This window comes from Thioalkalivibrio sp. AKL19, from assembly GCF_000420165.1.
Taxonomy (GTDB): domain Bacteria; phylum Pseudomonadota; class Gammaproteobacteria; order Ectothiorhodospirales; family Ectothiorhodospiraceae; genus Thioalkalivibrio.
Window position 1 is genome coordinate 41505 of record NZ_ATUK01000003.1, and the last position, 25645, is coordinate 67149.

Genomic DNA, 25645 nt, shown 5'->3' on the forward strand with positions numbered 1-25645 from the left:
GGGCGCGCGCACGGCGTTGCGGCTCCCTTGTGCAGAATGACTGCACGGCGGTCACCGCGCCTTGTTCGCACCCAAAAGCGACTCGAGCGCGAGCGTGTGCATTATTCAGTGTTTCCCTAACCCCGTCGGCCATGCCCGAGGGCGATACGATCCACAAGCTGGCGGCAGCGCTGCGGCCGCTGCTGGAGGGGGCGGTATTGAGCCGGGTGGCCACCCGTGGGCGCCGGGGCGACGCGTTGCGCGAACATGGGGCGATGACCGCCGCAGCCGTGCAGGCCCGGGGCAAGCACCTGCTGCTGGACCTGGAGGCGGCGGATGGTCGCACCTGGCAGCTGCGCACCCATCTCGGCATGTACGGTACCTGGCACCAATACGCGCCCGATGCCGCCTGGCACAAGCCGCCCTCCGGTGCGTGGGCGGTACTGACGCTGCCGGATCGCGTCCTGGTCTGCTTTCATCCACGCGAACTGCAGTGGCGCCCGCGCACGGCCGGGGCTCACGACATACCCCGGCTGGATGCCCGCGTCGGCCCCGACCTCCTGGACCCGGCCATCGATCTGGACGCGGTGGTTGCCCGGGTGCGGGCCGGTGCCGATCCGGGGCGACCGATCCTGGATGTGCTGCTGGACCAGTCGCTGGCGGCGGGCATCGGCAACATCTACAAGTCCGAGGTGCTGTTCCTGCAGGGATGCCACCCGCTGCGGCCCGTCGGAGAGGTGTCGGAGGCCATGCTGGCGGGGCTGTATTGTGACGCGGTACGTCTGCTGCGGCGCAATCTGAAGCCGGGGCCGCGCATCACCCGCGAGCGCGCGGAGGAGGGGGCATTCCTGCACGTCTACGGCCGCCGGGGCGAGCCCTGCCACCAGTGTGGTACGCCGATCGAATATGCCCTGTTGGGCGAGCACCTTCGTGCGACCTACTGGTGCCCGGTCTGCCAGGCCGGGAACCCGTAGCCCGGTTGGGTGTACCAACAGGATATGACTCGCTCAAGGCTCCGTGCCGCTTCACCCGGCTCCCAGGCCGGGACGTCAGGCACGTGGGCGGATTTTCCAAGGAGGCGAACCATGCACACGCGCACCATAAAGACGGGCCGCATTACCCTGGTACCCGTGCTGGCGGGGTTGGTGATGGCCTGTACCGGGTCCTCCGGCGTCTCGGCCGAGGGCCTGGAGGCCGGTCAGCAGGATCTGCAAGCGAGCGTGCTGCACGAGGACTTGAACCACCCCTGGGCCATTGCCTTTCTCCCGGACGGCGGGGCGCTCATCAGCGAGCGCCCGGGCACCCTGCGCTGGTTCGAGAACGCCGAGTCCTTCGACGGCCGGGGTGAACTCGTCCCCGGGGTGCCGGACGACCTGCAGGCGCGCAATCAGGGCGGGCTGCTGGATCTCGCGCTGCACCCGGATTTCGCCGACAACCGCTGGCTGTACTTCACCTATTCCGCCAGCGTGGACGGCGGGCTGACCACGCGCCTGGCGCGCGGGCGCTTCCAGGATGGCGAGCTGCGGGACGTGGAGACCCTGTTCACCGCCGAGCCGGGTGTACGTGGGGGGCGCCATTTCGGCAGCCGGATCGTATTCGACGATGCCGGTTACGTGTACATCAGCGTGGGGGACCGCGGCAATCGCGATCACGCCCAGGATACCGCCACGCATATCGGCACCATCATCCGGCTGCACGACGACGGGACCGTGCCGGACGACAACCCGCTGGTGGGCGACGCCGATGCCCGTCCCGAGATCTGGGCCTGGGGCGTGCGCAACCCGCAGGGCATGGTGATCGATCCGGAAACCGGGACCTTCTGGCAGAACGAGCACGGCCCCCGCGGTGGCGACGAGGTGAACATCATCGAACCCGGGCTGAACTACGGCTGGCCGGTGATCACCCACGGGCGCGAGTATGCGGGCGGCCAGGTCGGCGAGGGGATCACCGAGAAGGAGGGCATGGAGTCACCCCTGCATCACTGGACGCCATCCATCGCCCCGTCGGGCATGGCGATCCTGCGCGATCCTGCCTTTGCCGACTGGGACGGCGACCTGCTGGTCGGCGGGCTGGCCCACCAGACCCTGCGTCGGCTGACCTTCGACGGGCGCGAACTGGTCAACGAGAGCGAGGTGCTGCCGGACCTGGATCGCCGCGTGCGTGACGTGCGCGTCCATGACGGGGCGATCTACGTCCTCACCGACCACAATCCGGGCGAGCTGATCCGGCTCGCCCCCGCCGACTGACGGAGTCGCCAATGTTTGCATTTTCCGAGCCGCGCATGCCGGCCCCCGAACAGGCCCTGCCGGGGCGCGACGAACCCGTGCCGGTACCCGAGCGCCACAGGGTCCTGGGGACGCCGCTGGCGCCGCCGTACCCCGAGGGCATGCAGGTGATCCACTTTGGCATGGGCTGTTTCTGGGGCGCCGAGCGCCTGTTCTGGCAGCAGGATGGCGTGTACTCCACCAGCGTGGGCTACGGTGGCGGGTATACCCCGAACCCGACCTACCAGGAGGTCTGCAGCGGCCAGACCGGGCACACGGAGCTGGTGCGAGTGGTGTTCGATCCCGAGCGGGTCTCCCTGGACGCCCTGCTGCGTATCTTCTGGGAAGGGCACGACCCGACCCAGGGCATGCGCCAGGGCAACGACGTCGGCACCCAGTACCGCTCGGCAATCTACACGGCCGATCCCTCGCAACAGGAGGTGGTCGAGGCCAGCCGCGCGTGTTTCCAGACAGCACTGGACGCGGCGGGCCTGGGGAGGATCACCACCGAGATCCGGCCGCTGGATCACTGGTATTTCGCCGAGGACTACCATCAGCAGTACCTGGACCGGGTCCCGCACGGTTACTGCGGCCTGGGTGGGCTGGGAGTGGCCTGCCCGGTACCTTCTGCGTGCCAGTAGGCGCTGTTACTGCAGCACCGAGGGTTCGTCGAGGGTGCGCAGTACAACGCGTGCGCCCGATACCGCGTCGCCCAGCATCTCGGGGACACCATGGACCTCGGCGGGCACGGGCGAGCCGGATTTGTCCTCCAGAACCCATCGAACGGAGTTGACCGGCTGGCCCGACAGCAGTCTGGCAAACATGTCCTGGCTGTCCTGGCGGTGGTCGGGGTGGATCAGTTCCCGGATATCCAGGGCCGCCAGTTCCTCCTGGGTATAGCCGAGCCGTTCCCGCATGGTCAGGTTGCCCTCGCGGATTTTCCCTTCCGAGTCCAGGAGCAGGATGATGTGGGGGGCCTCGTCGAACAGGCGGCGGAAATGGAGCTGGGTCGCCTCCAGTGCCATCTGTGCCGTCCGGCGTTCGTGGATATCGCGCATGATGCCGGTGAGGCCGACGGGCTGATCGTCGGCGTCTCGCTGGACCTTGCCGTGCCCCGACAGCCATCGCACCGAACCATCGGCGCGCACGATCCGGTATTCGATGTCGTATTGCCTCCCTTCGTCCCGGCAGCCCCGGATGGTGCGCTCCACCATGGGCCGGTCCTCGGGATGGATGCGTTCCAGGAAGCTTTCCAGCGTCCCGCCGAACTGGCCCGGTTCAAGTCCGAACAGGGACTCGAGGGGCTGCGACCACTCCATGTGGCCGGACAGCAGGTCCCATTCGAAGACCCCGAAATGGGCGATCTGCTGGGCCAGCACATTGCGTTCCTGGATCCGTGCCAGGGCCGACTGGGCCGCCTTGAGCGAGGTCACGTCGACCAGGCTCATGACCACCGACGAGGTGAATTCGGTCCCGACCTGGTAGGGATGCATGGTCAGCAGGAACCAGCGCTCATCCGGCAGCCGGAGCTCGCGCTCCAGGGGCTCCCGATGCTCCTGTACCTGTTGGGCGAGAGCGGGTATGTCCAGGTCCCCCAGGACGCGGCAAACCTTTGCCAGATGGCGTCCGAGATCGGCGTCGGTAATACGGCACACCTGGGTCAAGGCCGGGGTGTAGCGCCGGACGCGCAGATTGTGGTCCAGGAACAGCGACGCGACCCCGTTGGCCGAGAGCAGGTTGTCCAGGTCGTTGTTGAGTTCGTGGAGCTGCAGATTCTTGCTCTGGTATTCGGCGTTGACCGTATGCAGCTCCTCGTTGACCGACTGCAACTCCTGGTTGGTGCTCTGGAGCTCTTCATTGGAGGCCTGCAGCTCCTCGTTCGAGGCCTGCAATTCCTCGTTCGAGGTCTCCAGTTCCTCCACGGTTGCCTGCAGGTTCTCGCGGGTGAACTGGAGTTCGGATTCGAGGTTGTTGATGCGCTGCCGAGTCTCGTGGTCAAGGTCGTAGACGACGGCGTCGCGGGCGATTCCGGGCTGCGTTTCGAGGGGGCGGATCAGGATCGCGGCCAGGGCACGCTGGCCCTGGCGTCCCGGTAGCGGGAGAATGCGCAGTTCGATCGTGCGTGCTTCCTGTCGGGTCTGGAGGTGCACGTTGGTATAGCTGACTTCCTCCCCCGTCTTGAAGACCTGTTGCAGGCCGGTGGCCAGTGGGGTGGCCAGGTCACGCACGGCGAGGTGGGTGATGTCGTTCTGGACCCTGCCCGAAGGCATGCCCAGGTAGCCCTCGGTGTCGCCGATCACGTGCTGCAGTTCGAGGTTCTCGTTGACGATCAGGGTCAGCGGCAGCACGTCGTCCCCTAGGGCATCCATCAGACGCCCGAGCAGGCGCTCCTCCTCGCTGGTACGCAGTCCGCCCGGCGCGGACCGCAGGGGCGTGGTCATGCGGGCCTGAAGGTTCTGTTGGGGGTCGCGCCGATCCGTCAGCGGCCGCTTGCCCCGGGTGCGGAACAGGCGCAGGCGCGACTCCACCGGTTCGTAGCCATCGGTGGCATCCCCGACCGACTCGCTGTTGCCCAGCACCAGGACGCCTTCGGAGCTCAATGCGAAATTGAACAGGTCCAGAACCTTCTTCTGCAGCACCGGCTGCAGGTAGATCAGCAGGTTGCGGCAGGACACCAGGTTGATGTTGGTGAACGGCGGGTCCTTGAGCAGATCATGCGGCGCGAATACCACCATCTCGCGGATCCGCCGGGCAATCTGGAAGTGCTCTTCCTGGCGCTGAAAGTACTTGGCCAGCAGGTCGGGCGGAAGGTCCGCAACGATGCTTTCCGGGTAGATGCCGTTGCCCGCGTTCTGGACCGCAGTTCGATCCACGTCGGTGGCGAAGATCTTGACGTCTACCGTGATCCCCAGGCGATCCATGACCTCACGGGTGATGATGGCCAGGCTGTACGCCTCCTCGCCAGTGGAGCAGCCCGCGACCCAGAAACGCAGCCCGTTGTTGCCGGCGGTCTCGACCATGTCCGGGAGCACGGATTCTTCGAGGTAGTCCCAGGTCTCGCGGTCGCGGAAAAAGCTGGTCACGCCGATCAGCAGCTCGCGGTACAAGGTATTGACTTCGCCGGGATGGCGTTCCAGGTAACGGGCGTAGTCGCGCAGTTCGTGGATTTCGTTGACGGTCATCCGGCGTTCGATCCGGCGTACCACCGTGCTGGATTTGTAAAAGGTGAAGTCGACCTTGGACTCGTCGCGCAGCAGGGCGAAGATCCGCGTCAGCGCGTCTTCGTCGGTCACGATGACCCCGGGCCCGTCCGTCTTTGCCGTGTGCGGATGCTGTACGAACGATTGCAGCAGCCGCGGCATTTCCTCCGGGGGAAGGACGAAGTCGGGCAGTCCGGTATGGCTGGCACTGCGCGGCATTCCGTCGAACTTCGCGGTGTCGGCCGACTGCACCATGATCATGCCGCCCTGTTCCTTGATGGCGCGGATGCCCCGGGTACCGTCGGAACCGGTTCCGGAAAGAATGATGGCAATCGCCCGGTCGCACTGGTCTTCCGCGAGCGAGCGCAGGAACACGTCAATGGGAAGGTTGACCCCGCGATTGGCATCCTGATCGTTGAGCAGGAGCTTGCCGTGGAACAGGGTCAGGTTCTTCTTGGGCGGGATCAGGTACACATGATCCGCCTCGACCTGCTGACCATCCTCGGCCCGCTGGACCGGCATGCGGGTCTGCTTGGACAGCAGTTCTGCCATCAGGCTCTTGTAGTCCGGCGAGAGGTGCTGGATCACTACGAAGGCCAGTCCGCTTGCGGGTGGCATGTGCCGGAAAAAGGTATCCAGTGCCTCGAGCCCGCCGGCGGAGGCGCCGATCCCGACGATGTAACTGGGCGTGGTCAATTGGGTTCCCCGTGCGTGGTGGAGTGGGGGCTCGGGGCTGGCGCCCAGGGCTGCTCCCGAAAGCCGGCACACCAGGCGGCACAATCGTCGCCCGACCGGGGGCGCGTGTAGACAAATCCCTGAACCAGTTCGCAGCCATGGCTGCGCAGCATGCCGAGCTGGGCATGGCTCTCGACGCCTTCCGCCAGGAAACGCAAATCCAGTTGCCGGGCCATGGTGATGACGGTGTTCACGATCGCCAGGTCACGGGATTCGTCCGGAAGGCCCAGGACGAAGCTGCGGTCCAGCTTGATGATGTCGATGGGCAGGTGGCGCAGGCGCCCAAGGGACGAGTGTCCGGACCCGAAGTCGTCCAGCGCGACCTTGGCGCCCAGTTCGCGAACGGCATGCAGGGTGTTGATGATGTGTTCGGCATGGCTATGGAAGTGTTCCTCCGTCGCCTCGAGTACCAGGCGCGATGCGTCCAGGCCGGTTCGTTTCAGGGTTTCCTGGACCTCCCGGGAGGTCAGCCCTTGCAGTTGCCGGGGCGAGAAATTGACGGCGACCCACAGGTCTTCCGCACCGGGGAATGACCACTCGGAAAGGGTTTCGCAGGCGCGTTCCAGCACCCACTGGGCAAGCTTGTGCCCAAGCCCCAGATTCTCCATGACCGGGATGAACTCCTTTGGCGAAATGGGGCCGTCCGAGGCATCATCCCAGCGCAGCAGGGCCTCCACCCCGACTACGCATTGCCGATGAACGTCCACCACCGGCTGGAATACCAGGCTCAGTTCGTCGCGCTGCAGCGCATGTCGCAGGCGCTCCTCGAGGCGCACCCGGCGTTCCAGTTCGCGGTTCATCTCGGGGGCAAAAAAGGTATAGCTGTGGCCACCCTTGTGCTTGGCCTGGTACATGGCAATGTCGGCGTGCTTCGCGATCTCGCTGCAGGTGGAACCGTCGCGAGGGAACATGGCGATGCCGATGCTGCAGCCGCTGACGACCTCGTTGTCGTGGAGCTGGAATGGGCGCTCCAGTGCCTGGAGGATGGTGTTGGCGACCCGGCTGGCGGTCGCGGTGGCCGTCGCTTCGTCGGCCAGATCGGAAAGGAGCACGGTGAATTCGTCGCCCCCCAGACGTGCAACCGTATCCGACGGCCGTACGACCTGCTGCAGGCGCGCGGCGGCCTCCTGCAGCAACAGGTCACCGGCCTGGTGGCCCATGGTGTCGTTGATGGTCTTGAAGTTGTCCAGGTCCATGTACAGCAGGGCCAGCACCCGCCCATCGCGTTTCGAACGCATCAGACCGTGCTTGAGCCGTTCCTGTAGCAGGGTTCGGTTGGGGAGGTCGGTCAGGGCGTCATAGAAGGCAAAGCGCTCTACGTCCTGGCCAGTCTGCCGGTGGTCGCCGATGTCGGAGAAGATTCCGACGTAGTGCTGGACGACATCTTCGCTGTCGGTGACCGCGTTGATCTTCAGCCATTCCGGGTAGATCTCGCCGTTCTTGCGCCGATTCCAGATTTCCCCCATCCAGTGGCCTTTCTGCTGCAGTCGGTCCCACATGGCTTCGTAGAAGGCGGCGTCATGGCGGCCCGAGGAAAGCATGCCGGGGGAGTTTCCCAGGGCTTCGCTTTCCTGATAGCCGGTCACCACGGTGAAGGCACGGTTGACTCGCTGGATGCGCACCTTGGCGTCCGTGATCATGATGCCTTCGTTGCTTTCCTCGAATACGGTAGCCGCCAGCCGGCGGTGTTCCTCGGCCTGGTGTCGGCCCGTAAGGTCCAGCATCGCGAGTCGGAAGCAGACTTCCCGCTTGCGGCGATCCAGCGTCAGACTGGCCTGGACGTGCAGATCGGGGTCATTCGGGGTATTAAGAGTCAGTTCGACATCGGTTTGGACTGTCTGCTGGCGGGCGACTGCCAGCAGGCGGTCGAAGGTTTCCCGGCTGACCGTGGCCAAGTGGCGGCGCAGCGGCTGGCGCAGCAATCCGGAACGGGGGATCCCCAGCATATCGGTCGCGGTCCGGTTGACTTCGATGATGCTGCCCTGGTGGTCCAGAACGAAAAAGGCCACCGGTGCAAAGTCGAATAGATCCTGGTAGCGCTGGCTGGCTTCGCGCAGCGCTTCCTGCGCCGCGCGTAATTCCTCGTTCTGGGTGCGCAACTCCTCGTGATGCAGGTGGAGTTCTTCGAGAATCTGGGAAGAGGCTTCCTGCGAGGCTTCCAGGTCACGGATACGGTCGCGGGCGGCGTCCAGTTCGTGTTGTGCAGGGTGGTGGTTGTCTCGAGGGGGAGATTTCGGCATCAGTGTGCGCTCGCATTGGTAGCCGGCCCTCCATGTCATCAAGCGCCGGTGCGCTCGCTGGGAGATCCTGTTCAGGTTGGTTGAATTCACAGCGCTTCGTTGTGGCGGGGTAATCGAAGTCCCTACGAAGGCTGTGCCTACGCTAGAGGTTTTCCATATTACGCGCAAGGAATACGCTTTGGCCGGCTCGCGGCGACTACAGGCTCAGGGTCGTGGGGGCGCCAGCGCGCCCCATGACTCACACTACCCCCAGGCCGTCCTGGTTGCTGCCTTTACCAGGCCGTGGAACAGGCACTGGTGGCGTGTTTTCTGGGGCAGGTATTCCGGGTGCCATTGCACCCCGATGCACCAGATGCGTTCGGACTCGATGGCTTGGACGATGCCGTTGGCTTCCCGGCCAACCGCCATGAGTTGGTTCCCAACTTGATCCACCGCTTGATTGTGCAGGGCATTGACATGGATCGGGGTGTCCCCGAGCAGGCGCGCCAGGCGGCTGCGCGGGTCCAGTGTCACTGCCTTGACCGGCAGCACGCTGCGGGCCTTCGGGGTTTCCACGTAGAACGCTGCAAGATCGCGCTGCAGAGTGCCACCCAGTACGACGTTGATCAGCTGCATGCCGCGACAGATGCCCAGTACCGGAAGATGGTCGTCCAGGGCGCGCCGGATCAGCGCCTTTTCCAGGCGGTCGCGCTCGCTGTCCAGCGTGCCCCCGTGCGACTGGAACAGGCGGCGCAACAGCCACAGGCCGGGGTAGAACAGATAGCCGATCAGGCGCTGGGACAACCGGCGTTCGGCATTGCGGATCGCAGCGGCATCCGGCCCCTCCGGCAGTGTCTCACCGTAGAGTTCGGGGTCCACGTCCGCCCCGCCGCCGACGATCAGGCCATCGAAACGCCGGTGACTGCGCGGCTTGCCCGGGCGCAGCCGCAGGGGGCGGCCCCCCGCGCGCCACACGGCCAGCGCGGTGAACAGCCAGGCGGGGCCGCCGCCCTGGTCGGGGCCGGTGATGGCGATCACCGGCCGGCGTGGGCGCGGTGCCGGGGTGCCGGCGATGGCCGGGCCGGACTCAGAACCAGTCACGGAGGCGCTGGCTCCAGTCGTCCGCCCAGCGCCCGAGGGCCTGCCCGGGGCGTTCCAGGTATTCCCGTGACAGACGCTCCAGGCGTTCCGGATCCGCCGCCAGGCGTTCCACTTCGACCCAGCCGTTGAACGGCCGCGCCAGGCTCCAGTCCGGGTCGTCGATCTCGCAGTTCGGCAGCCGGTAATGGAAGGCCGGGCGTGGCTTGATCAGTTCGTGCTCCACCGGCGCGGCGTCGACGCGCGCCGGGTCCAGGTGGGCGAACAGCGGCAGCAGGTCCAGTGGTCGGTTGCGGGTCGGGTTGTGCGCCAGGTAGGCGTCGATCAGCCCGGCCTGATCGGGCTTGAAGTCCGGGTCCAGTACGTAGCGCACGAAGGCACCGGGAAAGGCGCGGATGTAGGGCGACAGCCGCCGTGCGAGGTCGATTGCGCCGGCCGTGGTCAGGACCTCGACCATCAGCAGGAAGCTGCGCAGGATCGCCAGCAGCCACTCGGCATCGGTGCGGTGGACCTCGATATTGATCTGCAGCCCGAAGGCGTACAGCACCGAGCCTTCCGTGCCCAGCGCGCCGGCCTGCTGCAGGTTGGCCCGCACCCGATCCAGGCGGGGCAGCGTGGCAACCGCGATCGGGGGCGCCACGATCTCGTGCGGCACCAGCCGTCCCGCCGCGTCGGCCAGCCAGCGATCCAGCGCCGCCTCGTCCGAATCGTCTAGCGCGATGCCCAGGCGAGTGAGGTGCTCGCGATAGGCGCGGTCCTTCAGTACCCGCGCGTCCAGCTCCAGCTGGAAGTCGCCGACGTCCGTATCACGGACATGGAAGACGAAGGCGCTGTCCGACTCGATGTGGCCGCCGAACTCGGCCTGCACCGCTTCGGCCAACTTCTCGAGCGATACCCCGGCCATCTCGATCTCGACCCCGATGCGCCGGGGCTCGCCCTCCGGATTGGCAGGCCAGGGGAGTTCGTGAAAGGGCTCGCTCATGCGTCTCTCGAAGCCGCTGAAGGGCTCTCCATGATAGCGGCTCGGTGTACGTCGTGCGGCCCGGGCAGTAGGATAGGCGACGACCGACAGGAGCCCGCCGACCCCATGGATCGAATCTATCTGCGCGACCTCGAGATTGACGCCGTCGTGGGTGTCTACGACTGGGAACAGCGGATCCAGCGCCGGCTGCGATTCGATATCGAACTGACGGCGGATACCCGTATCGCCGCTTATTCCGGCGAGATCGGCGACACGGTCGATTACGAGGCGGTGGCTAACGCGGTGCGCGCCATCGTGACGCGCGAGCCGCACGCCCTGCTCGAATCCCTGGCCGAGGAGATCGCCGAGGCCCTGATGGCCCAGTTCGGCACCCCCTGGGTGCGCATCACGCTGGGCAAGCCCGGGGCCGTTCCCGGTGTGCGCGAGGTCGGCATCGAGATCGAGCGCGGGAGCCGCTCCTCGTAGACTGTTCCTCGCACGGGCACCCTGCCTGGCGGCCCCGCGGATCGCGCATGTCTGCGCGCCGCGTCCCTACGACCAGATGAACCGAGGCACACCGATGTCCGGCGTACGACGCGGATTGCCGCGCGTGCCCGCGTGCTGCCCCTCCTGCCTCTCCCGTCCCCTTGCCGAGCGTTCAGAACCGCCTGGCAAAGCGGACCTGTTTCACACTCCGCATCCTGCGCACGCTTTTGGTGCGTGTGCACTTTTAGTGCGCACCAATTAAAGGCAAAAGCCCGTGGTCGGGCCGCAACACCTGTTGTGAAAAGCCGATTTTGCTCCCTTTTGGTACTTGGCACAGCCCGTGCAAGGACCGGGTGTCGACTACGCGACACTCGATTGACCAATCTGGGAGATGACCAATATGAAGAAGTTCACCCGTTCCGCGCTGGCCGCTGCTGTCCTCACCGTAGGCTCCACCGGTGGCGTCGCGTTTACCTCCACCGCCGCCGCGGAGCTGTCCGTGAACATCGGCGCGGTGTCCAATTACTACTTCCGTGGCTTTTCCGAAAGTAATGACGGCGCAGCCATTCAGGGCGGCATTGATTACGAGCACGCCTCCGGTTTCTACGCTGGAACCTGGGTCTCGAATGTTGACTTTGGCGTCGACGAGGGGAATGAAGATCAAACAAGCTACGAAATGGATCTTTATCTCGGGTTTGCCGATGCGTTCGAGAATGGTTTTGGTTACGACGTGGGTTATATCTATTACGCCTATCCGGATGCCCGGGACGATACCGGTTCCCTGAGTGCCGACTTTGGCGAAGTCTACGGTGAAGTCAGCTTCGATACGGGGCCGGTCGGTCTCTATGGCGGCATGGCCTATGTTGTTCACGACAGTGATGACTCGGCCTTGCAGGATGACGACATGTACTTCTACGCCGGTCTGGATATCCCGTTCATGGATGTTTACAGCGCCGGGTTCCTCGTGGGTCGTACCAGCTTCGACGATTCCGATGCCGAAAACTACACCCACTACACCGCCAGCCTGGCGCGCGACGCCGGGGACTGGGGCGAATTCAGCCTTAACCTCGAGTATGTCGACGAGTCCGACGAGGACCTCGGCGCCTGGGTGGGCTGGTCCAAGACGTTCTGAAGCCGGCTATTACCTCTTAATGCAAAGGCGGGTCCGTGGATCAGCGGACCCGCCCACAGGAGTCTGACATGAAGATGATTACCGCCGTGATCAAGCCGTTCAAGCTTGATGATGTTCGCGAGGCGATCTCGGAGATCGGCGTGCAGGGAATGACCATGACCGAAGTCAAGGGTTTTGGTCGCCAGCGCGGTCATACCGAGTTGTATCGCGGTGCCGAGTACGTGGTCGATTTCCTGCCCAAGGTGAAGCTTGAAGTGGCCGTTGACGAAAACCTGGTCGACCAGGTCGTCGAGGCCATTTCAAAGTCCGCCAGTACGGGCAAGATCGGCGACGGCAAGATCTTTATTACACCGGTGGAGCAGGTCGTGCGCATCCGCACGGGCGAGTCCGGGCCGGAAGCGCTCTAATCCTTTGCCTTCCATCGAATGAGGAATTTCAATCATGGAAATTGAACAGCAAGTAGTCGAACTCGCCTACGCCATGGACACCTTTTATTTTCTGGTGGCCGGTGCGCTGGTGATGTGGATGGCCGCGGGCTTTACCATGCTCGAGGCCGGTATGGTGCGCACCAAGAGTGTCGCCGAAATCGCAACCAAGAACATTGCCCTGTACTCGATCGCCAGCATCATGTACATGCTGATCGGCTACAACATCATGTACAGCGATGGCCTTAGCTCCATTATCCCGGGCCTGGGCTTCCTGATCAGTGGCGACAATGCGGTCGCGGACGTGCTGGGTAGCGGTGGCGACATCTACTACTCGGATCGTGCCGACTTTTTCTTCCAGGTCGTGTTCGTGGCCACCGCGATGTCGATCGTCTCGGGCGCCGTGGCCGAGCGCATGAAGCTGTGGGCCTTCCTGGCCTTCGCGGTTGTCCTGACCGGCTTCATCTACCCGATCCAGGGCTTCTGGAGCTGGGGTGGCGGGATCCTCGACCAGATCGGCTACCTGGACTACGCCGGTTCCGGCATCGTCCACTTCACGGGTGCCGCTGCGGCGCTGGCCGGTGTGCTCCTCCTCGGAGCGCGCAAGGGCAAGTACGGCAAGGATGGCAAGATCAACGCCATCCCGGGCTCGAACATGCCGCTGGCCACCCTGGGTGTGCTGATCCTGTGGCTGGGGTGGTTCGGTTTTAACGGCGGCTCCGAGCTGAAGGTATCGGATATCGACTCCGCCAATGCCGTGGCCGCCGTGTTTGCCAACACCAACCTCGCCGCGGCCGGTGGTGTGGTGGCCGCCCTGATCACGACCCGTCTGGTGTTCGGCAAGGCCGACCTGACGATGGCCCTGAACGGTGCGGTTGCGGGCCTGGTGTCCATCACGGCCGAACCGCTGATGCCCAGCCCGTTCCTGGCGATGATCATCGGTGCTGTCGGTGGCGTGATCGTGGTGTTCTCGATCGTGGCGCTGGACAAGCTGAAGATCGACGACCCGGTTGGTGCCATCTCCGCGCACGGTACGGCCGGTATCTGGGGCGTGATGGCGGTGCTGCTGTCCAATCCGGATGCGACCTTCTTCGGCCAGATCGTGGGCCTGCTCGCCATCTTCGTGTTCGTCTTCGTGGCCAGCCTGATTGTCTGGGCGATCCTGAAGGCGGTGATGGGCATCCGCCTGAACGAAGAGGACGAGGAAATGGGCGCCGACATCGCCGAGTGCGGTCTCGAGGCCTACCCGGAATTCACCGGGAAGCAATAATGCTTCGTTAACCTGAAACCGGGGTCGGGCCGTAACCCGGCTCGATCCCGATACATCGTCTCCTCCGACGCCGACAAGACAGTCTCCCAGGACTTGGATGTTGGCCTTTGGGCGCCCCTTTATCGGGCGCCCTTTTTTTGTTCGACACACCCTGTGGGAGCGGGCTTGCCCGCGAAGCCCTCGCCCGCGGCGGTTCTTGCGACTGATGCCCGCGGGCTACTAACACCCCGGCCGGCTCTCTTCCCAGCAAGCAGCGTCTCCCGGTCCGGCCATTCATCCCCGTACCCCGGCTTCGGTTACGATCCCGCTTTTGCCGCACCGGAAGCCTGTCGCATGGATCGCCTGCTGGACGTCCGACAACTGAAAACAGCCCAGCTGGGCCCGCTGGACCTGGCGGTTCAGCCGGGCGAACTGGTGCAGGTCACCGGCGCCTCGGGTGCCGGCAAGTCCCTGCTGTTGCGCGCTCTGGCGGATCTCGACCCCAACACGGGGGAGATAATGCTGAACGGCGAGGCGCGCGACGCCATGCTGCCGGTCCAGTGGCGCCGCCGCGTGGCCTACGTGCCGGCCGAGACCGCCTGGTGGGGGGAGCACGTAGACGAGCATCTGCCGGCCGGCTTCTCGCGCGAGACAGCCCTGCACCTGCTGGAGCAGGTCGCGTTGCCGGAGGGCTCGCTGGGCTGGGAGATCGAGCGCCTCTCCAGCGGCGAGAAACAGCGTCTGGGCCTGGTGCGCGCGTTGCTGAACAAGCCACGCGTGCTGCTGCTGGACGAGCCCACCGCCAACCTGGACCTGGAGAACACCAAACGCATCGAACGCGCGGTGCGGGCGTATCTCGCCGAGGAGGATGCGGCGGCACTGTGGGTGAGCCACGACACATTGCAGCGTCAACGCCTGGGCGGGCGCATCCTCACCATCCACGAAGGGCAGCTGGAGAACACGGCATGGAGCTGATCTCGCTTTCCGCGCTGGATCTGACGCTGGCGGCGTTGCTGGTCGTGGCCCTGGCGGGGCTCACCGTCTGGGCGCGCATGGGGCTGGGGCGCAGCCTGTTGATCGCCGGTGCGCGCACGGTGATCCAGTTGCTGCTGATTGGTCTGGTGCTGCAGACGCTGTTTGACCACGCCCAGCTCGGCTGGGTGGCGCTCATGGCGGTGACCATGCTGGCGGTCGCCGGCTACGAGGTGATGGCGCGCCAGCAACGCCGTTTCGCCGGTCTGTGGGGCTACGGGATCGGCGCGGTCACCATGTTCGTCTCCGCGTTTGCCGTCACCGTGCTCGCGCTGACCACGATGGTGGGACCCTCGCCCTGGTGGGAGCCGCAGTACGCCATTCCGCTGCTGGGCATGCTGCTCGGCAACACCATGACCGGCATCGCGCTGGGGCTGGACCGCCTGACCCAGACGGTCTGGCGCGAGCGCCGCACCATCGAGGCCCGCCTGGCGCTGGGCTCGGGCTGGAGCGAGGCCGTCGCCACCATGCGCCGCGAGGCCGCTCGCTCCGGCCTGATGCCGACCATCAACGCCATGGCCGCGGCCGGTATCGTCAGTCTGCCGGGCATGATGACCGGTCAGATCCTCGCCGGCGCCCCGCCGGTGGAGGCGGTCAAGTACCAGATCCTGATCATGTTCCTGATCACTGCCGGCACCGGCTTCGGCACCCTGGGCGCGGTCTGGTTCGCCTCCCGCCGCCTGTTCGACACCCGCGAACGCCTGCGCCTCGACCGCCTCAAGCCGGGCCGCCACACGTAGCCATTCCACCACGAACGGTGTATTTCGCATTCGCTCAACGCGCCCTGCGGCGCGCGACGGAGCCCTCGTAGGATGCGCTGAGCGCAGCGAACCGCATCAAACGGAGGCTGGTTCGACGCCCCTGCGTTGGAGATCGCTCGAGGCGGTGATCTCCCTCAGGCGAACAGCTTGCGGCGGAAGAACTCGGGCGTGGCCCCGGCGGCGCGGTGGATGGCGGCGTTGTAGTAGTGGGTGACAAACGTCGCTTCTTCGGCCGCCTCCTCGCGCAGGAAGGACACCGGGGCGTCCTTCGCGGCGATGGTGCAGGTCCACCAGCCGGAGGGGTAGGTGGGCTGCGGGAAGTGCAGCGTCAATGCATCGATGAAGCCGGCCGCGCGCAGGCTGTCGTGCATCGGGCGGATGATGCTCTCGGTATGCAATAGCGGCGATTCGCTTTGCTGCACCAGCAGGCCATCCGGAGCCAGGGCCTTCACGCAGTCCTTGTAGAAGGCGGTGGAGAACAGGCCTTCGGCCGGGCCCACCGGATCGGTGGAGTCAACGATGATCACGTCGACGGAGCCGGGCGTGGCGTCCTGCAGGTACTGCACGCCGTCGTCGAACAGGAGCTCGGCGCGCGGGTCGTCGTTGGCGTCGCACAGCTCCGGGAAGTACTGCTCGGACAGGCGGGTGACGCGTTCGTCGATATCCACCTGCACGGCCTTTTGCACTTCGTCGTGCTTGAGCACCTCGCGCAGGGTGCCGCAATCGCCCCCGCCAATAATGACCGCGTTCTTCGGGGCGCTGTGCGAGTAGAGCACCGGGTGCGACATCATCTCGTGGTAGATGAAGTTGTCGCGCCCGGTGAGCATCACGCAGCCGTCGATCACCATCAGGTTGCCGAAGGCCTCGGTCTCGTAGATTTCGATCTTCTGGTAGGGGGTCTGTTCTTCGTGCAGCTTTCGCTTGATGCGCAGGGACAGCGCCATGTGTTCGTGCGGTTCGCTGAACCAGTTGTTGTCGAGTGCCATTGGGCGGCTCCCCTTGCGGATGCGGTGGACGGTATGATGCGCCGCTATGATAGAGCCCTGTATCCTGCGGGCAACTCTGAACCTCCCCGTCATTGCGAGGAGCCGTAGGCGACGAAGCACAAAAGCAGCTTAGCTGCGTTGAACGGCCGCAGGCCGGCCCGAGAAGGGCGAGCACAGCGAGTAATCTCCTGAACGAGGGCAGTGCGTTTGGTTGCGCTGCTCGCCCTGGGCGTTCCGGTGGACATGGAACGCGATTGCCGCGTCGCTTCGCTCCTCGCAATGACGGGGATACACCCGCTGTGAAACCCGGAACCGCCATGTCTGTCACGCCCTGGAATCTGGATGAGGCCCGCGCCACCTACGGCATCGACCACTGGAATGGTGGCTTTTTCGATCTGAGCGACGCTGGCCATGTGGTGATGCGGCGGCCGGACTGGCCGGATCACCCGGGCGTCGATCTGCATGAGCTGGCCGGGCGTCTGCGCGAGGAGCATATCGGGCCGCCGGTGCTGGTGCGTTTCCAGGACGTGCTGGACGGGCGTGTGCGCCGCCTGGCGCGGGCCTTCGATGCGGCCGCACGCGAGCTGGACTACCAGGGCGCGTTCACGGCGATCTATCCGATCAAGGTGAACCAGCAGCGCAGCGTGGTGGATCAGATCCTGGCGGCGGGCGACACGCCGGATGCCGATGGCTTTACCCCACGGGTGGGGCTGGAGGCCGGCAGCAAGCCGGAACTGATGGCCGTGCTCGCGCAGTCGCGTCCGGGCGCCGCGATCATCTGCAACGGCTACAAGGACCGCGAATACGTGCGTCTGGCGCTGATCGGGCGCCAGCTCGGGCATCGCGTGTACATCGTGATCGAGAAGCCCTCGGAGCTGGAGGAGGTCATCCGCCAGGCCGAGAATATGGATATCGCGCCCCTGCTGGGGCTGCGCGTGCGTCTGGCGTCGATTGGCAAGGGCAAGTGGCAGAACACCGGTGGCGAGAAGGCCAAGTTCGGACTGTCCGCGGCGGATGTGCTGGGCATCCTCGAGCGCCTGCGCGGCCTCGGCTGGCTGGACCGGCTGCAGCTGCTGCACTTCCACATGGGCTCGCAGATCGCGAACATCCGCGACATCCAGAACGGCATGGGCGAGGCGGCCAGCTACTTCGCCGCGCTGACCGAAGCGGGTGCCGCGCTTCAGGTGGTGGATGTCGGCGGCGGCCTGGGTATCGACTACGAGGGATCGCGCTCGCGCAACGAGTGCTCCATCAACTACTCGGTGGAGGAGTACGCGCTGAACATCCTGCGCCCGCTCAAGCGCACCTGCGAGGCGCATGATCTCGCCATGCCCGAGGTGTTCAGCGAGTCGGGACGGGCGCTGACCGCGCACCACGCGGTGCTGATCACCAACGTGATCGACTGCGAGCCAGCCCCGGGGGATGGTGCTATACCGCCGGCGCCGGACGACGAGCTGCCCGAGATCGCCGCGATGCGCGCGTTGCTGGACGAGCGCGGGCGCCCGGCCTCCGAGATCTACCACGATGCGGCCTTCGGCCTGTCCGACCTGCAGGCGCGTTTCGCCCGCGGGATGCTGTCGCTGGCGGACCGGGCGCGCGCCGAGGCGATCTATTTCGCCCTGTGCCAGCGCCTGCTGGCACAGCCGGATGCGCTGCCGGCCGAGATCCATGCCGAGCTGACGGACAAGCTGGCGGACAAGGTTTTCTGCAATTTCTCCGTGTTCCAGTCGATCCCGGACACCTGGGCGATCAACCAGATCTTCCCCATCATGCCGCTGCATCGCCTGGGCGAGGCCCCGACCCGCCGCGCCGTTCTGCAGGATCTGACCTGTGACTCCGACGGCCACATCGAGCACTACGTGGAGCGCGAGGGCACGCACACCACCCTGGCGCTGCACCCGTGGAAAACGGGCGAGGCCTACTATCTCGGCATCTTCCTGGTCGGGGCCTACCAGGAGATCCTCGGCGACCTGCACAACCTGTTCGGCGACACCGACACGGTCAACGTGGAGCTGACCGAGCAGGGCGGCTACCGTCTGCTGAACCCCGAGCGCGGCGACACCGTGGATGAGTTGCTCTCCTATGTGCACTTTGCCCCGGACGACCTGCGCCGCGCCTTCCGCGCCAAGATCGATGCCATCGGCCTGCGCGGCGAGGCCGCCGGGCGCCTGCTGGCGGAACTGGAACACGGCCTGACCGGCTACACCTATCTCGAGGACTGAACCGATGCAGTGCTACGTTTACCGCGCAACCAAGCGCGCCGACACCTATGTGTACCTGCCGGAGAAGGACGATTTCTCCGAACTCCCCGAGGGCGTGGTTCGGGCGCTCGGTCGCCTGGAATTCGCGCTGGAATTCGAGCTGACCCCGGAACGCACGCTCGCCCAGGAAGACCCGCAGAAGGTCCTCGCCAATCTCGACGAGCAGGGCTTCCACCTCCAGTTCCCGCCCCCGGAAGAAGACCGCTAGCCCTGAGCCCGCCGCTCGGGCCCATTCTGTCGGCTGGCCGCCAGGCCCATTCCGTCACTCCGGAACGCCGCACACCGTCGTCACCCCGCCGCCGGTCTCCCTCTCCGGCATCCTGGGCGCCGGCCTCCCCCTTCGTCATCCCGGCCACCGCGAAGCGGTGATCCGGGATCTCCCCAGCGAGGGGACGGCCGCGCGAGATCCCGGTTCTGCGCATCGCTTCGGCCGGGATGACAGGATGGATCTCGAGAGTACGGGCACACGCATGCGACTGATCCTGGGTAGGATGCGCTGAGCGAAGCGAACCGCCTCAGGGTGGTGGAACCCGTGGTGGCCTCCACGGGGGGCGGTGGTGATACATTGTTATAACGTTGATCGGCTTGTGGAGCGGCGCATGAAAACGACTTTGCGACAGATCGGAAACTCCCGGGGCGTGCTTCTACCCGCGACGCTGTTGCGTCAATGCGGAATCCGCGACGAGATTGACCTGCGGCTCGAGGGTCACCGGATCGTGATCGAGCCGATTACCGAGCCACGATCCGGTTGGTTCGACCACTACGACATCGATCAGGACGATGCGCCCGAATGGCCGGACGAGCCGTGGGCCGAGGACACCGAGGGGTGGGAGTGGTAGGGCGTCGTGCGCCGGTTCGCCGCGGTGATGTCTACTGGGTCAACCTGGACCCGACCGTGGGCACGGAGATCCGCAAGACCCGCCCCGCGTTGATTGTCTCTCCCGACGACATGAACGATGCCTTGCCCCGGGTCCTGGTAGCGCCGATCACCAGCAAGGGGCAGCCGCTCGGGTGCCGGCCAGAGGTCGAGCTCGCGGGCCGCCCGGCCCGTATCCTTCTCGACCAGATCGGTAGCGTGGACAAGCGGCGTTTGGGGTCCACCCTCGGCTCGATCGAACTCGCAAGCTGGCACCCGCAGCTTCTGGAAATGCTCGCCTGACCTTTTGCGCGCTGGACGCCCTCCAGTTCCTGCGTCATCGCGCGTCCCGGTCGCCCCGGTGGAATCGCGGCCACTGCCCTTTCCCTGGGTCATCCCGGACACCGCGCAGCGGTTATCCGGGATCTCGGGCACCGTGGTCTGGCCAGGCCTTGGGGGTGTCCGGCATGGGAGGCTCCGGCCAGGATGATCGGGGCGGATGTTCAGGTGGTAGGCACGCCCGGATCGGGACGCTCAATGCAGGAAGGGATTTTCCACTCGGATGCCTTCGATGACCTGCGAGTGATTGAGGTCTTCCGATAACAGGACCGTCGCACCGCCCTGGCAAGCCGTCGCGATAATCATCGCGTCCCAGAAGGAGAGTTGGTTTCGCTCCTGGATCTCGGAGGCCCGCAGTACGGCGGCGGTATCCGGGGATTCCACCTGCCAGGCTCGATACGCCTCGATCAGCCGGCGAGCCTCGGCGGGTGAGAGAGGGCTTGCGATCTTGCGGGTCACGTTGACGTAGAACTCCTGCAGCACCTGAATGCTGATGATGCCGCTGCCGTTCTCCCAAAGCTGGCGAATGGTCGTAGCGGCTCGATCGTGGCGAGCGCCCGCATCCAGGTCGTGTGCGTACAGCAGGACGTTGGTGTCGACAAAGACCTTATCGCTCATGCAGCGCGTCCCGATCCGGCCGTCCCCCGCCGAGATGGTATCCCTGGTCGAGGGCGGCCAGGGCCTCGCGCTTGGAACGTTCATAGCGCTCGGAGCGTTCCACGATGTGTTCCAGTTCTTCGGTCAGCAGCCGGCTAACGGAAGTCGAGCGACGCGCAGCGATTACCTTGAGCTCCGTGAGCACCTTCTTGTCGAGGGCGAGGGTGATGTTCTGCTTCATGGCTGAATCCTCCGTTTCACGTAAAAACGTGTAGCACGCGATATGCGTGATTTCAATCAGGCGTAGCCGGTTGCGGGGCAACCGCTGGAGATCCCGGCTCTTCGCTGCGTCGCGGCCGGGATGACGGGGTGGGGCTCTTGCACGATGGCGGCGAGCCGTGGCCGGGATAGCGGGCGCTTGCGAGTGTGCCTGGGGGTGGAGCCTGCGCTGAAAACGTGGAAGTCTCAGCGCGCCAACGCATAACTCTGTATAGTGTCGGCCCTTTTGCCAGTATCCAGAGTTCGTATTCCATGACCGAGAAGCTTCGCAATATCGCCATCATCGCCCACGTTGATCATGGCAAGACCACGCTGGTCGACCAGCTCCTGCGCCAGTCCGGCACCCTCGACAAGCGTGGTGACCACGGCGAGCGGATCATGGACTCCAACGCCATCGAAAAGGAACGCGGGATCACCATCCTGGCCAAGAACACGGCCATCGAGTGGCAGGACTACCGCATCAACATCGTCGACACTCCCGGACACGCCGACTTCGGTGGCGAGGTCGAGCGCGTGCTGTCGATGGTCGACTCGGTGCTACTGCTGGTGGACGCGGTCGACGGCCCGATGCCGCAGACCCGGTTCGTCACCCAGAAGGCCTTCGCCATGGGCTTCAAGCCGATCGTGGTGGTCAACAAGGTGGATCGCCCCGGCGCGCGCCCCGACTGGGCGGTGGATCAGGTCTTCGATCTGTTCGACCGCCTCGGTGCGACCGACGAGCAGCTGGACTTCCCCATCGTGTTCGCCTCCGCCCTGAACGGCTTTGCCGGCATGGATTCCAGCGTCACCGAGGGCGACATGACCTGCCTGCTGGAGACCATCGTCAAGCACGTGTCCCCGCCGAACGTGGATGCGGAAGGCCCGTTCCAGATGCAGGTCTCTTCGCTGGACTACAACAGCTACCAGGGTCTGATCGGCATTGGCCGCGTGAAGCGCGGGCACATCAAGCCGAATAGCCCGGTGAAAGTGGTCGATCGCGAAGGCGGCGTGCGCAACGGCCGCATGCTGCAGATCATGGGCTTCCACGGCCTGGAGCGCGTCGAGGTCGAAGAGGCCCGCGCGGGCGACATCATCACCTTCACCGGGATGGACAAGCTGTTCATCTCCGACACCCTGTGCGATCCGAACCACGTCGAGGCGATGGAACCGCTCACCGTCGACGAGCCGACCGTGAGCATGACCTTCCAGGTCAACACCTCGCCGTTCGCCGGTCGCGAGGGCAAGTACGTCACCTCTCGTGTGCTGCGCGACCGCCTGCAGGAAGAGCTCAAGCACAACGTGGCCCTGCGCGTGGAAGAGGGCGAGGACCCGGACAAGTTCAAGGTTTCCGGGCGCGGTGAACTGCACCTGGGCATCCTCATCGAGAACATGCGCCGCGAGGGCTACGAGCTGGCCGTGGCGCGTCCCGAGGTGGTCATCAAGGAGGTCGACGGCGTTAAGCAGGAGCCGTACGAGGCCGTCACTGTCGACGTCGAAGAGCAGCACCAGGGCACCATCATGGAGAAGCTCGGCGAACGCCGCGGCGACATGACCAACATGGTCCCGGATGGCAAGGGCCGCGTACGCCTGGACTTCATCATCCCGTCGCGCGGGCTGATCGGCTTCCAGACCGAGTTCATGACCGCCACCTCCGGTACCGGGATCCTGCACCACATCTTCGACCACTACGGTCCCTACCAGCCGGGCGCGGTTGCCTCGCGCCAGAACGGCGTGCTGATCGCCAACGCCGCCGGCAAGGCGCTGGGCTTCGCCCTGTTCAACCTGCAGGACCGCGGCAAGCTGTTCATCGGCCCCGGCGAAGAGGTTTACGAGGGCATGGTCATCGGGCTGCACTCGCGCGAGAACGACCTGGTCGTGAACGCGCTCAAGGCCAAGCAGCTCACCAACATCCGCGCCGCCGGGACCGACGAGAACATCCAGCTGACCCCGCCGATCCGCATGACGCTGGAGCAGGCCATCGAGTTCATCGACGACGACGAACTCGTGGAGGTCACCCCGGAAAACCTCCGCATCCGCAAGAAGTTCCTGCTGGAGCACGAACGCAAAAAGGCCTCCCGCGCCTCGGCGTAACCGCTAGCGCCAACGCCCCTTCAGGGGCCAACGCAAAAAGAAGCGCCCGGTCGGTTCACCCGCCGGGCGCTTTTCTTTTGTCCATTGCGCTACGGCGTTGGAACCGCCGTCATCCCGGAAATCGCAGCGCGATTATCCGGGATCTCCAAGGGCTACCCGGGGGCCGTGCAAACGGCGCCCGTATGAAAGAGTCCCCGGCTCACCGCTTCGCGGCCCGGGGATGAAGACGTGCGTGACCCGGACACTGGCGAGCCCCAAAAGCTTCTACCAAAGGCACCGTATCGGGAAGGCATGGAGCGTGGGATCCACCGTCACCAAGGGGACGCCTTCCAGCTCTGCCTGTGCCGCCAGCATCCGATCGAAGGGGTCGCGGTGATCCACCATGTAAGCCCCGGAATGGATCGCGTGACGGTAACTCACGGCCATGTGCGTGAACCCGTCGGCGGTGACCAGCTCATCAAATCGATGAAGGATTTCGCCGCCGATTTCGAGCTTTCCCAGGCGGTGCTTTGTGGCGATCTCCCATGCGCTGGCGGCACTCACGAGTATGGTGTTTTGCTCGTCCCCGATCACCGCGCGCGCGTTCGTGGAGAGCCGTGCGTCGTCGGTAAACCACCAAAGCAGGGCATGAGTATCGAGCAGGGTGCGCACTACCTTTCCCAAGTGGCCAGTTCGTCTTCCGGCAACGCGTCAAAGAAGGCATCCTCGACGCGACCCTTGATACGCCCGGGTTGACGCTGCGGAGGAGCGGCCTCTAATGGAACCAGACGCGCATAGGGTCGGCCCGATTTGGCCAGAATGATTTCCTCACCATCATGCGCGCGCTTCAGCAGCCGCGACAGATGCGTTTTCGCCTCATGGACGTTGACCGTTGTGCTCATGATTGTCCTCGATGCGCCTTAGTCATGAGACTTAGTCTATTCCTAGCCGCAGTGCGGAGCAATCGCGCTTGCGGGGTGATGGGGTCCGTGGGATGTGGGGCAAAAGGCAAGGTTTGACCCCGAAGGCTTCCCGCTGGAGCAGGCCATCGAGTTCATCGACGACGACGAACTCGTGGAGGTCACCCCGGAAAACCTCCGCATCCGCAAGAAGCTCCTGCTGGAGCACGAACGCAAGAAGGCCTCCCGCGCCGCCTCGGCGTAACGGCCGACGCCTTGGCCTCTTCGTCGGGGCTCAGGCAACGAAAAGCGCCCGGTCGGATCATCCGCCGGGCGCTTTTCGTTTGTGTCTCGAGCCGCTAGCGCCAAGGCCTCCGTCATCCCGGAAATCGCAAAGCGATTATCCGCCATTTCCATGCAACACCTCGGAGTTCAGGGCTGTCGGTTTTGCCATGAACGATGCGCCGAGGAGTAGTGTGCTGAGTTGTGTGCAGAAGCTGGCAGGAGGTGAGCGGCCATGGTATTCGGGCTGGTTAGCGACCACCGGAACCCCTCAAGGAGGGCGAGACCATGACCACTCACAAGAGCCAGGCTACTGCGGATCGCACGTCACTGCGAGCGCTATTGGGGACAGACGAGGAACTGATGCGCACGCTGGTGCGCGAGGCGGTCCAGCAGGTCCTGGAAGCCGAGATGAGCGACCAGCTCCAGGCGGCACCGGGGGAGCGCACCGAGGGCCGCCTGGGCTACCGGGCCGGGTACTACCCGCGCACCCTGATCACACGCGTGGGCAAGCTGGAGTTGCGGGTCCCCCGGGACCGCAACGGCCAGTTCTCCACCAGCCTGTTCGAGCGCTATCAGCGCTCGGAGAAGGCGCTGGTCTCGGCCCTGATGGAGATGTATGTCCAGGGCGTGTCGACGCGCAAGGTCAAGGCCATCACCGAGGAGTTGTGCGGTCACGGGTTCTCGGCCTCGGCGATCTCGACCATCAACCGGGGGCTGGACGGCCGCCTGGCGGAGTTCGCGTCGCGGCGCCTGGAGGAGCCCTGCCCCTATCTGATCCTGGACGCGCGCTACGAGAAGGTCCGCGAGGGCGGCGTGATCCGGTCCCAGGCGGTGCTGATTGCCATCGGTGTCAACTGGGAAGGCCGGCGTCAGGTGCTGGGGGTGGAGCTGGCCAGTCGCGAGAGCGCGAGCAGCTGGCGCGCCTTCCTGGAGCGGCTGCGCGAGCGCGGGCTGAACGGGGTCGAACTGGTGGTCAGCGACGAGCACGCAGGGCTGCGCCGGGCCATCCTGGAGATCCTCCCGGAAGCGGTATGGCAGCGCTGCTATGTGCACTTCCTGCGCAACGCCCTGGACCACCTGCCGCGCAAGGCCGACGACGACTGCCTGCAAGAGCTGCGCTGGCTCTACGACCGCCGGGATCTGACCGAGGCCCAGCGCGATCTGGCGGCCTGGCTGGAGCGCTGGCAGGCGAAGTATCCCCGCCTGTGCGACTGGGTGGAGGAGAACATCCAGGAGACCCTGACGTTCTACCGCCTGCCGCGGGCCCACCACAAGCACATGAAGAGCACCAACATGCTCGAGCGGCTGAACGAGGAGATTCGGCGCCGAACCCGAGTGGTCCGGATCTTCCCCAACACCCACAGCTGTCTACGTCTGGTGCGGGCTCTGGCCGTCGAAATCCACGAAGGCTGGCTGGAGGACAACCGCTACCTGAACATGGATCTGCTCAAAGAGCACAAGAAAATCCTGCTCCGGCAGGCCGAGGCCGCCTGAGCCATACCGACCAACCGAACATGGCCGACTCACTTCTGCACAACTTGACGCACACAACC

24 protein-coding genes and 1 pseudogene are annotated in these 25645 nt (G+C 65.2%); 16 read left to right on the forward strand and 9 right to left on the reverse strand.

The window, feature by feature from the left end; translation table 11 throughout:
- Positions 1-131 precede the first annotated feature (131 nt).
- The 3 genes from F817_RS0101160 to msrA all read left to right on the forward strand — a co-directional run bounded on the left by F817_RS0101160 (position 132) and on the right by msrA (position 2884).
- On the forward strand, positions 132-953 hold the full coding sequence (locus F817_RS0101160) for an Fpg/Nei family DNA glycosylase (protein WP_024325926.1): 822 nt from the start codon (positions 132-134) through the stop codon (positions 951-953).
- Positions 954-1064: 111 nt separating this feature from the next.
- Positions 1065-2225 carry a PQQ-dependent sugar dehydrogenase gene (locus F817_RS0101165; RefSeq protein WP_024325927.1) on the forward strand — a complete coding sequence of 387 codons (1161 nt, stop codon included), beginning with the start codon at positions 1065-1067 and terminating at the stop codon, positions 2223-2225.
- Positions 2226-2236: 11 nt separating this feature from the next.
- The gene (msrA, locus tag F817_RS0101170) at positions 2237-2884 is read left to right on the forward strand and encodes a peptide-methionine (S)-S-oxide reductase MsrA (RefSeq protein WP_024325928.1); all 648 of its coding nucleotides are present in this window, start codon (positions 2237-2239) and stop codon (positions 2882-2884) included.
- 6 nt (positions 2885-2890) lie between these two features.
- On the opposite strand, the gene F817_RS0101175 is transcribed toward msrA, so the two are convergent.
- The 4 genes from F817_RS0101175 to F817_RS0101190 all read right to left on the reverse strand — a co-directional run bounded on the left by F817_RS0101175 (position 2891) and on the right by F817_RS0101190 (position 10477).
- Positions 2891-6139, reverse strand: a complete 3249-nt coding sequence (locus tag F817_RS0101175) for a chemotaxis protein CheB (RefSeq protein WP_024325929.1) — start codon at positions 6137-6139, stop codon at positions 2891-2893.
- Entirely contained in the window at positions 6136-8418 is a 2283-nt protein-coding gene (locus tag F817_RS13655) for a bifunctional diguanylate cyclase/phosphodiesterase (protein ID WP_024325930.1), read from the reverse strand. The genes F817_RS0101175 and F817_RS13655 overlap by 4 nt, the downstream gene beginning before the upstream one ends.
- Positions 8419-8661: 243 nt before the next feature.
- Positions 8662-9498: a gamma-glutamyl-gamma-aminobutyrate hydrolase family protein gene (locus tag F817_RS0101185; RefSeq protein ID WP_024325931.1), complete on the reverse strand. Its 837-nt coding sequence runs from the start codon at positions 9496-9498 to the stop codon at positions 8662-8664.
- A complete protein-coding gene (locus tag F817_RS0101190; protein ID WP_024325932.1) occupies positions 9485-10477 on the reverse strand; it encodes an amidoligase family protein in 993 nt (330 codons plus the stop codon). Before F817_RS0101190 ends, F817_RS0101185 begins: the two co-directional genes overlap by 14 nt.
- A 105-nt stretch (positions 10478-10582) precedes the next feature.
- Between F817_RS0101190 and folB the strand changes: the two genes are divergently transcribed.
- From folB to fetB, 6 genes are all read left to right on the forward strand, one after another.
- A complete protein-coding gene (folB, locus tag F817_RS0101195) occupies positions 10583-10942 on the forward strand; it encodes a dihydroneopterin aldolase (RefSeq protein ID WP_024325933.1) in 360 nt (119 codons plus the stop codon).
- A 400-nt stretch (positions 10943-11342) separates the two neighbouring features.
- Positions 11343-12074, forward strand: coding sequence for a TorF family putative porin (locus tag F817_RS0101200; protein WP_024325934.1), 732 nt, complete (start codon positions 11343-11345; stop codon positions 12072-12074).
- Positions 12075-12142: 68 nt separating this feature from the next.
- Positions 12143-12481, forward strand: coding sequence for a P-II family nitrogen regulator (locus tag F817_RS0101205; RefSeq protein ID WP_024325935.1), 339 nt, complete (start codon positions 12143-12145; stop codon positions 12479-12481).
- 34 nt (positions 12482-12515) lie between these two features.
- The gene (locus F817_RS0101210; RefSeq protein ID WP_024325936.1) at positions 12516-13769 is read left to right on the forward strand and encodes an ammonium transporter; all 1254 of its coding nucleotides are present in this window, start codon (positions 12516-12518) and stop codon (positions 13767-13769) included.
- 333 nt (positions 13770-14102) lie between these two features.
- Positions 14103-14723 (forward strand): ATP-binding cassette domain-containing protein, encoded by a 621-nt coding sequence (locus F817_RS0101215; RefSeq protein ID WP_024325937.1) that lies wholly within the window; start codon positions 14103-14105, stop codon positions 14721-14723.
- Positions 14714-15520: an iron export ABC transporter permease subunit FetB gene (fetB, locus tag F817_RS0101220; protein ID WP_024325938.1), complete on the forward strand. Its 807-nt coding sequence runs from the start codon at positions 14714-14716 to the stop codon at positions 15518-15520. The genes F817_RS0101215 and fetB overlap by 10 nt, the downstream gene beginning before the upstream one ends.
- A 155-nt stretch (positions 15521-15675) precedes the next feature.
- Here fetB and speE read toward each other — a convergent pair whose 3' ends face one another.
- A complete protein-coding gene (gene speE, locus F817_RS0101225) occupies positions 15676-16527 on the reverse strand; it encodes a polyamine aminopropyltransferase (protein ID WP_024325939.1) in 852 nt (283 codons plus the stop codon).
- 317 nt (positions 16528-16844) lie between these two features.
- Here speE and speA point away from each other — a divergent pair, with 317 nt between their 5' ends.
- From speA to F817_RS0101245, 4 genes are all read left to right on the forward strand, one after another.
- Entirely contained in the window at positions 16845-18749 is a 1905-nt protein-coding gene (gene speA, locus F817_RS0101230; protein WP_024325940.1) for a biosynthetic arginine decarboxylase, read from the forward strand.
- 4 nt (positions 18750-18753) lie between these two features.
- Entirely contained in the window at positions 18754-18996 is a 243-nt protein-coding gene (locus tag F817_RS0101235; RefSeq protein ID WP_018144623.1) for a YcgL domain-containing protein, read from the forward strand.
- A 391-nt stretch (positions 18997-19387) separates the two neighbouring features.
- A complete protein-coding gene (locus F817_RS13660; RefSeq protein WP_042799038.1) occupies positions 19388-19627 on the forward strand; it encodes an AbrB/MazE/SpoVT family DNA-binding domain-containing protein in 240 nt (79 codons plus the stop codon).
- On the forward strand, positions 19621-19947 hold the full coding sequence (locus tag F817_RS0101245) for a type II toxin-antitoxin system PemK/MazF family toxin (RefSeq protein WP_024325942.1): 327 nt from the start codon (positions 19621-19623) through the stop codon (positions 19945-19947). The genes F817_RS13660 and F817_RS0101245 overlap by 7 nt, the downstream gene beginning before the upstream one ends.
- 231 nt (positions 19948-20178) lie before the next feature.
- Here the strand turns inward: F817_RS0101245 and F817_RS0101250 are convergent, their stop codons facing one another.
- Both F817_RS0101250 and F817_RS0101255 read right to left on the reverse strand, forming a co-directional pair.
- A complete protein-coding gene (locus F817_RS0101250; RefSeq protein ID WP_024325943.1) occupies positions 20179-20601 on the reverse strand; it encodes a PIN domain-containing protein in 423 nt (140 codons plus the stop codon).
- Positions 20591-20821: a hypothetical protein gene (locus F817_RS0101255; RefSeq protein WP_024325944.1), complete on the reverse strand. Its 231-nt coding sequence runs from the start codon at positions 20819-20821 to the stop codon at positions 20591-20593. Before F817_RS0101255 ends, F817_RS0101250 begins: the two co-directional genes overlap by 11 nt.
- A 290-nt stretch (positions 20822-21111) precedes the next feature.
- Between F817_RS0101255 and typA the strand changes: the two genes are divergently transcribed.
- A complete protein-coding gene (gene typA / locus F817_RS0101260) occupies positions 21112-22929 on the forward strand; it encodes a translational GTPase TypA (RefSeq protein WP_024325945.1) in 1818 nt (605 codons plus the stop codon).
- Between the two features lie 264 nt (positions 22930-23193).
- Here the strand turns inward: typA and F817_RS0101265 are convergent, their stop codons facing one another.
- A complete protein-coding gene (locus tag F817_RS0101265; RefSeq protein ID WP_024325946.1) occupies positions 23194-23580 on the reverse strand; it encodes a type II toxin-antitoxin system VapC family toxin in 387 nt (128 codons plus the stop codon).
- A complete protein-coding gene (locus F817_RS0101270) occupies positions 23580-23810 on the reverse strand; it encodes a type II toxin-antitoxin system Phd/YefM family antitoxin (protein ID WP_024325947.1) in 231 nt (76 codons plus the stop codon). The genes F817_RS0101265 and F817_RS0101270 overlap by 1 nt, the downstream gene beginning before the upstream one ends.
- A 118-nt stretch (positions 23811-23928) precedes the next feature.
- Here F817_RS0101270 and F817_RS13915 point away from each other — a divergent pair.
- Positions 23929-24072: pseudogene (locus tag F817_RS13915) on the forward strand (GTP-binding protein TypA); the annotation flags it as partial.
- Between the two features lie 305 nt (positions 24073-24377).
- On the forward strand, positions 24378-25586 hold the full coding sequence (locus tag F817_RS0101280) for an IS256 family transposase (RefSeq protein ID WP_024325948.1): 1209 nt from the start codon (positions 24378-24380) through the stop codon (positions 25584-25586).
- The last annotated feature ends 59 nt before the right edge of the window (positions 25587-25645 follow it).